Raw genomic sequence first — 12808 nt, 5'->3', positions numbered from 1 at the left:
TGTATTCATTGACAAGAGACTCAAGCTAAAAATTTAATTTTAAGGAGTAGAATTAGAAACCTGCAATACTTTTCCGTTATAATATTTATTCCCAGTTAAAGCAAAATCTTGGATATATCGTGCCATTTCTATAGCTGTAGTCGGTGCTTTGTACCCTGGAAAGGCTTCTTCCAACATTTCGGTTTGTACAGCTCCCAATGCCAACACGTTAAATTGTGGGCCTGATTCTTTATATTCTTCCGCTAATAATTCAGTCATAGTAATAACAGCCGCTTTACTAGAACTGTAAGCAGATAAGCCCGGAAATTTCATACTCCCTTGAATACCTCCCATAGAACTGATTGTTACCACATGGCCGTCACTTTTCATAAAAGGAAGCACCGTTCTAGTTAATTCTGAGACGCCAAATACGTTGGTTCGGTAAACTTTTTCAAAGTCCTTAAATGTTGTTTCTGCAAAAGGTTTATTTAATATCGCTCCCGCATTATTGATTAGAACATCCACGTGGTTCCATTCGCTTTTAACGAAATCTACAACTTTTTGGTAATCGTCTTCATTACATAAATCAAATGAAAATGACGAAATATTATCAAAATGAAGATTAGAAATTGGTTTTGCATTTCGAGATAGGGCTAACACGTTGTGACCTTGATCCGCTAATAAATGAACCAATTCAAAACCTATTCCTCTACTTGTTCCTGTAATAATTATGTTCTTACTCATCGTTTAAAATCACTTCTTTTGTTGGTGCATTCATCATGCCTTCTAAAGCAGGAATCATTTTATTCATGAAATTCGCCATGTGTAAATAATCCATTTTATCGGCTTCGTCATCGACATGGTGATAGTAATCAAAATTTGTAAAGTCGAAGGTTGAAATGGCATGCGCAGGCATATTTAACTCTTTAAAGAAAGGAAAGTTATCTGATCTCATAAATAAACTCATCTTTTTTGCGCCTTCAAAAAAACCAACAACTTCCTCCCCTGCATATCTATTTAAAGTTTCTGCAAAATTAGAGCGCTCGTAACCACTCATATAAGCCAACGCTTCGGTTGAAGCTCTAGGTACACCAATCATTTCAAAATTAATCATTGTGTAAGCATTTATGCCTTCATTTTTTAAACGTGCTGCTAAATGCGCAGATCCTTTTAATCCCCTTTCTTCAGCATCATATAAGGTAATTAAAATACTACGCTTATTGGATTTTGTTTTAGCAAAATAAGCTCCAAACTCCATAGCGGCAATAGTACCTGAAGCATCGTCATTAGCACCATTTGCAATTGAATCTCCTTCTACAACTTTCCCTTGTCCTATGTGATCGTAATGCCCACCAAGAATAACATATTCATTTTTAAGTTTAGGATCATTCCCTTCCACGACACCCACAATATTATAGGCGTCTATATCTTTTAACTTAAAGGAATCGCGATAAGTTTTAAAGTACGGTTTAATTCCATTAGACGTTAAATACTCTTCAATAAACACGGCTGCTTTTTCAAGCCCTTCACTTCCTGTTTCTCTTCCGCCTAATTCGTCTGAAGCTAAGTAGTTCATACTTGCTTTAATGGATTCTTGTGTAATTATAGGCTTAGCATTTTCACCCTCTTTTCCAGGGGTTCCATCTGGCGCATTTACATTAAAAGCGCAAGAACAAAACAAGGCGATTGAGACTATTGAAAGTATTTTTTTCATCATTAAGATATATTTGTGTTTAAAGATAAAAAAAATCCTGTATCAATCCAGATAACAATCGGGAGATACAGGATTCATTGTATAAAGTTCAATCTATTAAAGACTGTTTAACTCGGCCAATTTATCTAGTATAAGACTTCTGTATGTTTGAACATAATCTGGAGATTGTCCGTTTCTAATCTTCCATATTTTGGTTTCACCGTTTACATCATATTCTACATATAAACCACCTACATCTTCTGTACAGTTAACACAACCTAAATAGCCATTGGGTTCACTAAAAATATCACTAGGCAATTGATTTATTAAAGCAACATAATCTTGGAAATTTGCATTTTCCATTTCCTGAAAGTTACCCTGAAAAGGCATATCAGATATATCCGCATAATCTATATCTCTATAGACTTTATTATCCTCTAGCTTGTATATTGAAGTACAGTCACCACTACATAAACCATCTCCAAACCAGCCAAATATTATAGTTTGATTTTGCCTTAAGTTATTCTCAGAATCATCATCACTACACGAGTAACAGATACATATTAGTAATAATATAGAGGTTATTTTTAGTCTAAACGCCATTATTTATATCACCAAATTACACTACCATCGTCACAGGATTTTCAATATAACCTTTCAAAGTTTGAAGAAATTGAGCACCTGTAGCTCCATCAACCGTTCTATGGTCGCAAGCTAAACAAAGTTGCATGGTGTTACCAACTACAATTTGTCCGTCTTTAACTACTGGTTTTTCAACAATATTTCCAACAGATAAGATTGCCGAATTAGGCTGATTGATAATTGATGTAAAACTATCAATACCGAACATTCCTAAGTTAGAAATTGTAAAAGTACTACCTTCCATTTCGTCTAGTCCTAACTTTTTATTTCTAGCTTTACCTGCTAATTCTTTAACAGCTCCACCAATTTGAGTTAAACTTTGCTCATTCGCAAATTTAACAACTGGTACTAATAAACCGTCTGGCACTGCAACTGCGACACCAATGTGAACGTGGTTATTTAATTGCATTCTATCATCAAACCACTGTGAATTTACTTGAGGATGCTGCTTTAATGCTAAAGCACATGCCTTTACAATCATATCGTTGTATGAAATCTTAGTATCTGGGATAGAATTATATTGCTTTCTAAATGCAATGGCGTTTTCCATATCAAACTCCACATTTAAATAATAATGCGGTGCCGTAAATTTAGATTTTGCTAAGTTTTTAGCAATCGCTTTACGCATGTTTGAATTTGGTATTTCATCAAAATCTTCTTGACCAGTGGCAACAAATTTACCGACAGATGCTCCCTGTGCAGCAGGTGTAAAGTTTTCAATATCTTTCTTTACAATTCTACCGTTTTCACCAGACCCTTTAACTTGATTTAAATCAACACCTTTTTCCTCAGCCATTTTTTTAGCTAATGGAGACACAAAAATACGGCCAGAAGTTGACGCTGACGCTTTTGGCGCTTCTTTCTTTTCTTCAGCTTTTGGCGCTTCTACTTTTTTAGTTTCAGCTTTTGGCGCTTCCTTTTTAACTTCAGCCTTAGGGGCTTCTTTCTTTGCTTCTGAGCCTTCAGTTTTAAAATTTTTAGCAATCCCAGAAACATCAGTTCCTTTAGGACCTATTATCGCTAATAATGAATCTACTTTAGCAGACTCACCTTCTTCTAAACCAATATGTAATAAATTTCCAGATTGGAACGATTCAAATTCCATTGTTGCCTTATCTGTTTCAATTTCCGCAAGAATGTCACCTTCTTCAACGTCATCACCAACTTTCTTTAACCAAGTCGCCACAGTTCCTTCTTCCATGGTATCACTTAAACGTGGCATGGTAACAACGATAACTCCTTCTGGTAATTCTTGCGCCTCACTAGAATCAGAACTTTCAGTTTCGGTTTCAGTTTCTTTTTCTTCAGAGTCAGAATTTACGTCTTCTTCAGAGTCATCTGATGTTGAATCTCCACTTAAATAACTAGAAATATCTTCACCTTCTTCACCTATAATAGCTAAAAGGGTATCAACTTTAGCAGTTTCACCTTCTTGAATACCAATATGCAATAGCGTTCCTTCGTTAAAAGATTCGAACTCCATCGTTGCTTTATCTGTTTCGATTTCAGCTAAAATATCGCCTTCTTCAACTTTGTCACCAACTTTTTTTAACCAAGAGGCAACAGTTCCTTCTTCCATGGTGTCGCTCAAACGCGGCATATTTATTACTTCTGCCATAGTTTACTTAATTTTGTGGTCTATAAATGGGTAATCTTCTTGTTCATATACAACATCGTACATCACATTCTTTTCTGGATATGGAGATTCATCTGCGAATTTCTCACACTCTGCAACGCGTTTCTTAACATCTTTGTCAATCGCTTTTAAATCTGCTTCGGTCGCATATTTATTTTCAAGAATGATATCTTTTACTTGTGTAATTGGGTCAATTTTCTTGTACTCAGCCACCTCATCTTTTGTTCTATAATGCTGTGCATCAGACATTGAATGCCCTCTATAACGGTATGTTTTCACTTCTAAAAATGAAGGTCCACCACCTTTTCTAGCACGTTGAATTGCTTCATCAAAAGCTTCAGCAACTTTAATAGGATTCATCCCATCTACTGGTCCAGAAGGCATATCATAACCAAGACCTAGTTTCCAAATATCTGTATGGTTTGCAGTACGTGCTACTGAAGTTCCCATCGCATAACCGTTGTTTTCACAAACGAATACAACTGGTAAATTCCAAAGCATTGCTAAATTAAACGTTTCGTGTAACGATCCTTGTCTCGCAGCACCATCACCAAAACAGCAAATAGTAACAGCATCTTTATCGTGATATTTATCACCAAATGCAATACCAGCTCCTAAAGGAATCTGACCACCTACAATACCGTGACCTCCATAAAAACGAAATTCTTTAGAGAAAATATGCATAGATCCACCAAGCCCCATTGATGTACCTGTTGCTTTTCCAAACAACTCTGCCATAACACGTTTCGGATCTACACCCATGCCTATTGGCTGAACGTGATTACGGTATGCTGTAATCATTTTGTCTTTGGTTAAATCCATAGCATGTAAAGCTCCTGCTAATACAGCCTCTTGACCATTATACAAGTGAAGGAATCCTCTAACTTTTTGTTGAATGTAAACTGCGGCAAGTTTGTCTTCAAACTTACGCCAGAATAACATGTCCTCGTACCACTTTAGGTAAACTTCTTTAGTTATTTTTTGCATTTCTTGATGAGTTCTTTAAATAGAATAACAAAAATAACACTTTAGACAATAATGAAGAAGTAGTATATCGTAAAAAAAAGGAAGATTACTGATTTTTTTGCAACGAAAACCTTATAATACTGAACTTTCAAAAAGAAGTGGCAATAAATTAGCCAATGAATTTGATTTTACCACCTTGCCTTGCGCTCCCATGAAGTAAATTTCGATGGGTTGATCTTGTTTTATTTCGTATTCTGCTATAGATTGCCTACACGCTCCACATGGTGGAATAGGTTTATCCGTGACTTGATTTTGAGATGAAGCCGTTATTGCCATTTTTAAAATCTTGGCTTTTGGATACTTTGCTCCAGCATAATATATTGCTGTGCGTTCTGCGCATAGACCCGAAGGAAAACATGCATTTTCTTGATTACTTCCAATGACCACAATACTATTATCGAGTAAAATAGCAGCTCCTACATTAAATTTTGAATAAGGTGCGTACGCATTCTCTCTCGCTTCTATGGCTGTATTCATTAAGTTTTGAATAGCCTTAGGAAGCTCATTAATATCATCATAGACTTGTAATGTGGTTTCTATTTTGACTTCCTTCATAGTTTGCTATTTATTTTAGACAAAAAAACTATTGCTTTAATAAACAATAGTTTTTAATATCTCAATTTAGTTATAAATTTTAATATTCATCGTATTCACCATCACCAAAATTAAAGGTTAGTGAAAAACGCAAGGTATTTTCTAAAGGACTTTGGATCTTAGACGCTGAGAATAAGTATGATAAATCTACATTTATAGTGGTATATTTAAATCCTGCTCCAAGCGCAAAAAACTTACGCGCCCCTTTATCATCGGCTTCATTAAAATAACCAGTTCTAAAAGAAAAATTCTCTTGATATGTATATTCTGCACTTAATGCCCAAGTAAACTCTCTTAGCTCTTCACTAAAACCTCCTGGCGCATCACCAAACGATTGAAACACTCCATTTAAAAAACTAACATCAGGATCTTGACCATCTATGATAATATCTCTAGTAATTGGATTACCATACTCTTCTCCTTCATCATACTGGCCATTTCCATTATCGTCTTCATAGTTATATTCATTACCATAAATAGGAGGTGTCGGCACTAAATATTTAGAAACCTCTCCGGTAACAGCTAGTTTACTATATTGATCGAAGATAAAATCGAAACCAGCTCCTAATCTTAAATTTGTAGGTTGAAAAACATCATTACCAGCATCATCATACTTAAATTTTGGTCCTAAGTTTTGAATTGCAAAACCTGCTCTCCATCGTCCATTAAAATCATTATAAGCTTCTTCTTCACTTTGATAATAACCAGTAATATCAGCACCAAAAGTACTGCCAGGTTGTGCATTAGAATCTACTTGCCCTATTCTTAATGCCGATCTCATATAACGTAAAGCTACAGCCATAGAAAACTGATTACTTAATCGTAAGGTGTATGCTCCATCGATAGCATATTCGTTAGGCTTAACGGCAGTACCAGGATCATTAGCATCTTGAGTTAAAACAATTTCACCAAGTGAAAAATACTTAAGACCTACAGAAAATGCACTGACATCATTTATTCTATTAAAATACGTTACATAACTCAAGGAAATGTCATTTACCAATCGCGTTAAATAAGGAGTATAACTTATACTAACCCCTTGCTTGGTTTCTGAAAACACATATTTTGCAGGATTGTATTGTTGTGAAAACCCATCTACTGAGGTTGCGACACCCATATCTCCTAAAGAAGCAGATCTAGCATCTGGTGCAATTAACATAAAAGGTAAGCCTGTAGTGATAACTCTACTATCAAAACTATCTGGTAAAACTACTGTTGTCTGAGCATTTGTAGTTCCAATTGTTAAAAGTGCGATAAGGGTTATAAAATGTTTCTTCATGTTCAATTTTTGAAATATTAATACCTCTTCAATAGTATTAATTCGTTAGCAAATATAAATTATTATTATAGTATGACAAGTTTTTGAATTTTTTCAACCTGTTTATTTAAACGGTTAGATTTCACTTTTAGTTTATAGACATACACTCCTTTTCCTATTTTATCACCAAAATCGTCTCGTCCATCCCAAATAATATCTTTAGACAAAGAACTCACAGCTTTGCTTCCACCTGTGGTTTGACCGTTTAAAGTTCGTACCAATTTACCTGAAACTGTAAATATTTGTACAGATATATCTAAAGGCTCTACGCTATTGTGATTAAACCAAAACTCGGTATAACTTACAAATGGATTAGGATAGTTTAGAACATTATTTATGACTAATTCTTCATCTTTATCAAAAACTATAAATTGAATTTCTGCCGTAGAAGAATTATTATAAACATCCCAAGCTTTTAATGTTAGTGTATGCAAACCAGGTTCTAAATCTCTAAATGGATAGGATACTGTACCATTTGTATAATCATCTACATCGGCTTGATAATAATTATTTAATACTATTGGATTGGTTTCATCACCATCAATAATAGCTGTGATATCATGCCCTATACCACTTGCTGTATTAATTCCGTTTTCATCTTGAAGCTTTGCTAATAAAATTGGAGACTCGTTTGTAATACCTCCTGAGACAAAGTTTTCGTCATTCATATATAAATTAATGACAGGTCCGATATTATCTTCTGGCGCATCTTCATTGATACCTCCAATTTGAATATCAAAATTGGCTCCTGCTTGATCTGAAAGTGAATTGGTTGTTTGTGCATAAAAACTCACTTTTCCATTACCAACAGGAATTCCAATATCTTTTGGCACAATAAAATCGAACTCGAACAATCCATTAACAACACTTGCTTGACCTTTAAAAATGACTTCACCTAAAGTTGTAAAATCCATTATAATAAGTTCTCCACTCGTATCTGTAACACCATCGTTGGCCAATGTTTGACGCGCGATTTCTTTATCGAAAACTGTAGCTGTTAATGTACCATTATAATTAGAAAGTAAATTACCGTTTGTATCAACTACCTCACCAGCTAGCTTTGTATAACTTAAAGCTTTTAAAACATCGATTGGTTGAGTGATCTCAACATCATTTACTTTTGTTAATCTAATATCTGGTTGCGCGAAGGCTAATTTCATAGCAGGATCTCCAATAAAAAATACTAATCGTTTTTGACTAGAACCTGAAATATTATTATTTGTTTTAGTTAACCGCAATGCTTCTGCCATAGACACATAATCGCTAGAGCCAAATGCAAATAGGTAATCATCCAAAACGTTATTAAGCGATTCACCAACTGAAACGATTATTTGTCGTGTGGTCGTAATTAAAGCAACGGCACCACCATTTGTGTTCCAAAATGTATATTCACCAGCAGTTTCTCTGTTTGGGTCATCAAATTTAGTGTACTCACAAGTAACGGTAATGAACAAATTATACTTACATATATTATTAATGTCTTGCGAATCTATTTTATCAAAAATCCTTTCTTTGGCAATTCCATCTTCACCTCCATGACCAAAATAATTAACCACTAAGGCCCCAACTTCAATAGCATCTTTAATAGCATCATTAACTTTAGGATATCTATTTCCTGCCGCTGAAGACTCTTGTTCAAACGCATCTGAATGTATTTTTATAACATTTAAAAATGGTTTTTCTTCATCTAAGGTTGTTCCTAAATCATCTGTTGTCTCTTGTAATCTTTTTTCCCAAGCTTCATCAACATCATCAGAAATCAGCAGTATATTATTTCTCCAACTACCATATGCTTCTGGTTGATAATAGGCATATATTTTATCTACCATTTCTTTAGCACGCTGCACATCTTCTGCTAAAATTCTACCCACGGCTATGTCCATTCGGTCAATAGCATTTATCATGCCTCCCTCATTGTCGTCTAACATGGCATAAAAATCATCTGAAACAAATGAACTTGTTAAACTAAAACTCGTATTTGTGTACCATGAAGGCACTAAATTAGTGTTATTACGTATTCTATTTTTATAATCATACGACCCATCCCCAAACAAACAAAGGTATTTTAAACGTTTACTTGGAGTACTTGCATTATCATAAACATACTTAATAAAATTACGTAATGCCGCGATATCTTGGCTACCAGTGCTGAACTCATTGTAAACACTCTGAAGGTCAACCACCTTTACATTCAGATTATATTGATTCCTATTAATTTGTGCCAAACGTTCGGCTTGCGCTAAAAATTCAGAAGGAGATAAAATGATATAATCAATATCTTCAAATTGTCCTTGAGCATTGTTAAAAATTGTCCCTTTTAAATTTTGATTCGCAACTGTAGTCCTAGAATCTGTTTTAGGAATAAAAACGTTAGCGTTAGAAAATGCGAGATACGTTCTTTCCTCACCAGACTGTGCTTTAAAGGACAACGTACTTGCATTGCCCGAATTGACAATCGTACTCACATTAAAACGATTGGTTATATCCCAAATCTCCTTAACATTGGTGGTGTTAGTAATATTATACTTAGCAATTCCTGGTGTGGTAATTACATCCTTATTTTTAAAAACTAACTGATCACCTTCATATCTTAAACTCCGAGTGGCTTCAATATTAATATAATCTAGAAATGCATTAGCAGATGGATTTCCACTATTGTTATAATCAAAAGCTACTGTAATAGCATCAGAAGTTATATTCTGTTGTTGATTGTAAGCTGCAGCGGTTGCCAAAACTGAACCTGGGCTTATGGCTCCCAATCCTAAAGTCGTCACCTGATTACCATTAATTGTAACCTTCATAGTTGTTGCTACTTCTGAAACAGAACCAACTGCTATTCTAAAATCTACAGGAATGCTAGTGACTAAGTTCGGAAATTCAAATTCATAAGACCTTTGGTTTTCAATATCAAAATCATCACCAAACCAACGACGACCTAGCTTTGCAAGGTTATACTCATCAACTTCATAAAACTGATAATCTTGAAACGTATTAATTTCAATATTTGCAGAAGCATCAATCGTAGGCATTTCTTGAATACGCTTTCCGTTCCCTGAACTAATATTTACGTAATAATAGGTCTTATCTGTATATAAATTTAAGTTGGTTTCACTTTCTTCACTATACGTTTTAGGTCCCTCACCATAAAAAAGAATGTAATCCGCATTATCAAAACTACCATCTTCTTCACCTACAAATCTCACTGCATTTTCTACAACATCAAATGGATAGTTCTCAGAATTTAGCAATGGCAACATACGCCCACCATTGCCATAAATCTTTATCGTTCTCGGATCAACAGAATTTGTATTCACTCCTAAACCACTCAAAAAACTCTTAGATAATTTGAATACTCCTGAGTCTTCAATATAAAATCGAAACCATTGTCCTGAACTTAATACTGAGTTGGTAACTTCAGTGACACCCATAACACTATTTGTAAAGCGACTAGAACGTGCGTTATAGTTTACAGTAAAAGCTGTAATTCTCTTAAAAATGCCTCGATCTTTAATAATAGGACTTAATTCAAAATAAACACTATACTGTCCTCTAGCATTCGTATTATATAACTTATACTTTGGAGCGGTTGGCACAAGCTCTGGGTTTACCCCTTTTAATTCATTTGAAGAAATGGTCTCATAAGCAATATTGGTAACTACAACTGAATTCTCATCAATTTGTCCTCCATTACTTTCCCATTGTGCAAAAAAGGTTAGACCCTTACTATCGTCATAATCAAAATTATTTTCATCAAAAGCAGGAACTTCAATTTTACTATAACCTGTTTCTAAAACTTTAGAACCATTCCAGGTAATGTTGAATTGTTTTTGCTGCCCAAAACAATGCATTGTAAATAAGAGAAGAGAGATTAAATAGCAATTTTTCATTGATTCATTTTCGTTTTTAGTCTCAATTAGAATTACAAGACATACCTATATAGTAATAAAGTCTTATATTTCCCTATAGAATAACGATGATTAAAGACCGTTATTATGACTACACAATTTTTATTTCAAAAATACAACAATAAATCATTTCTAGGCTCGTTATTAAAGGGCAAAATACATCGGCAAATTGAAAAATATCCGTTGTTATGCTCAAAAAAAAGGATGAAATGCACATTTTTTTACATTTAGACGTAAAAAAAAGTTGTCAGTTTACCTTTAATTGTTATATTGCGACTCTAAAATTAAACGAGCTTACTTAAACGTATGGATATGAAACATGTCTCAAACCTAAAATTTTTAATAGCAGTAACGCTTTGCGCTTCAATTGTAAGTTGCAACCGTTCTTCTAATTCTGGCAACGTAGATAGTGCCACAGGCTGGAAAATCAACGATAAAAAAGGTGGTTTTCAGTACAACACACAATTTAAAGAACAGGAAACTCCTCCTGGAACTGCTTTCGTTGAAGGTGGAACCTTTACAATGGGTAAAGTACAAGATGACCCAATGCACGATTGGAATAATACTCCAACACAACAGCACATACAGTCATTCTATATGGATGAAACAGAAGTTACCAATGTTAACTACTTGTTTTATTTAGATTATTTAAAAAATGTATATCCACCAGACGATCCTAATTATACTTTAATATACAAAGGAGCACTTCCAGACACATTAGTATGGAGAAATCGTTTAGGTTATAACGAAATGATGACTGAAAACTATTTACGTCATCCTGGATATGCAGATTATCCTGTTGTTGGTGTTAGTTGGATCCAAGCAGTTGAATATGCTAATTGGAGAACTGACCGTGTTGCAGAATTATCGCTACAAGAAGCTGGATACATTAAAAGAGATGCACAATACACAGATGTAAGTGCTGAAAGTACATTTAGTACGGATACTTATATTAATGCTCCATCACAAACATATGGTGGTAATGCAGAAGTATTAGAAGGAGGACAACGTAGACAACAAACGGATGCAGAAGGAAACCCTATTAATATTTATGCTGATAGAGAATCTGGATTAATTCCTGTAAAATACAGACTTCCTACCGAAGCTGAGTGGGAATATGCTGCTTTAGGTATGAGTGAATTACGTCAGTACAATGTTTATAGAGGTCGTAAAAAATACCCTTGGGATGGTCAGTATACAAGATCTGGTAAGCGTGTAAATCGTGGAGATCAATTGGCCAACTTTAAGCAAGGAAAAGGTGATTACGGTGGAATCTCAGGCTGGTCTGATGATGGTGCTGATATTACAGCAGAAGTTAGAACTTACGAGCCTAACGATTACGGTTTATATGATATGGCAGGAAACGTTGCCGAATGGGTAGCTGATGTTTACAGACCTATCGTAGATGATGAATTCAATGATTTTAACTACTATAGAGGTAATGTATATTCTAAAAATGCAATCAACGAAGATGGTACAGTAAAAATTGTAACAGTTGACGAAATTGTTTACGATACTTTATCTAATGGTAAAATTATTGCTAGAGATTTACCAGGTGAGATTGCAAGAATTCCAATAGACGAAGAAGAAACGTACTTAAGAACTAACTTTAGTCAAAGTGATAATAGAAACTTTAGAGATGGAGACAAGCGTTCATCACGTTATTACAGAGAAAGTTTTGACGAGTCTGAAGGTGATAAAAGTACAACTAGTAAAATGTACAATTCTCCAAAGCATAAAGTAGAAATGGATTCTACTGATGGCAAGATGATTAGAGAGTATGACCAATCAAATAGTAGAACATCATTGATTAACGATGAAGTAAGAGTTTATAAAGGTGGTTCTTGGAGAGATAGAGCGTACTGGATTGATCCAGCACAACGTCGCTATTTCCCACAAGATATGGCAACCGATTATATTGGTTTTAGATGTGCTGTTTCTAGAGTTGGATCTAAAAGTGAAGACGGAGGAAAAAGACGTAATTAAAAAACGTTAAATAATATTTTTAAAAGTCC

9 protein-coding genes are annotated in these 12808 nt (G+C 34.6%); 1 reads left to right on the top strand and 8 read right to left on the bottom strand.

All coding sequences use genetic code 11. From position 1 onward, the window contains the following. Window positions 1–39: 39 nt before the first annotated feature. The 8 genes from BLT80_RS14775 to porU form a co-directional block, all read right to left on the bottom strand. Entirely contained in the window at window positions 40–723 is a 684-nt protein-coding gene (locus BLT80_RS14775) for an SDR family NAD(P)-dependent oxidoreductase (RefSeq protein WP_092469345.1), read from the bottom strand. Beyond that, window positions 716–1696, bottom strand: coding sequence for a M28 family peptidase (locus tag BLT80_RS14770; protein WP_317041777.1), 981 nt, complete (start codon window positions 1694–1696; stop codon window positions 716–718). The genes BLT80_RS14775 and BLT80_RS14770 overlap by 8 nt, the downstream gene beginning before the upstream one ends. A gap of 93 nt (window positions 1697–1789) precedes the next feature. Further along, window positions 1790–2275, bottom strand: a complete 486-nt coding sequence (locus tag BLT80_RS14765; RefSeq protein ID WP_092469341.1) for a hypothetical protein — start codon at window positions 2273–2275, stop codon at window positions 1790–1792. Window positions 2276–2291: 16 nt separating this feature from the next. Next, the gene (locus tag BLT80_RS14760; protein ID WP_092469339.1) at window positions 2292–3932 is read right to left on the bottom strand and encodes a pyruvate dehydrogenase complex dihydrolipoamide acetyltransferase; all 1641 of its coding nucleotides are present in this window, start codon (window positions 3930–3932) and stop codon (window positions 2292–2294) included. Between the two features lie 3 nt (window positions 3933–3935). Beyond that, on the bottom strand, window positions 3936–4937 hold the full coding sequence (gene pdhA / locus BLT80_RS14755; RefSeq protein ID WP_092469337.1) for a pyruvate dehydrogenase (acetyl-transferring) E1 component subunit alpha: 1002 nt from the start codon (window positions 4935–4937) through the stop codon (window positions 3936–3938). Window positions 4938–5048: 111 nt separating this feature from the next. Then, a complete protein-coding gene (gene cdd / locus BLT80_RS14750) occupies window positions 5049–5531 on the bottom strand; it encodes a cytidine deaminase (protein ID WP_092469335.1) in 483 nt (160 codons plus the stop codon). A gap of 79 nt (window positions 5532–5610) precedes the next feature. Continuing rightward, window positions 5611–6849: a type IX secretion system outer membrane channel protein PorV gene (gene porV / locus BLT80_RS14745; protein WP_092469333.1), complete on the bottom strand. Its 1239-nt coding sequence runs from the start codon at window positions 6847–6849 to the stop codon at window positions 5611–5613. Between the two features lie 65 nt (window positions 6850–6914). Next, a complete protein-coding gene (gene porU / locus BLT80_RS14740; protein ID WP_092469329.1) occupies window positions 6915–10775 on the bottom strand; it encodes a type IX secretion system sortase PorU in 3861 nt (1286 codons plus the stop codon). A gap of 324 nt (window positions 10776–11099) precedes the next feature. Here porU and gldJ point away from each other — a divergent pair, with 324 nt between their 5' ends. Further along, window positions 11100–12779 (top strand): gliding motility lipoprotein GldJ, encoded by a 1680-nt coding sequence (gldJ, locus tag BLT80_RS14735; protein WP_092469327.1) that lies wholly within the window; start codon window positions 11100–11102, stop codon window positions 12777–12779. Window positions 12780–12808 lie beyond the last annotated feature (29 nt).

This window comes from Winogradskyella thalassocola (assembly GCF_900099995.1).
GTDB classification, from domain to species: Bacteria; Bacteroidota; Bacteroidia; order Flavobacteriales; family Flavobacteriaceae; genus Winogradskyella; species Winogradskyella thalassocola.
This window is presented reverse-complemented; position numbering and strand designations above follow the sequence as displayed.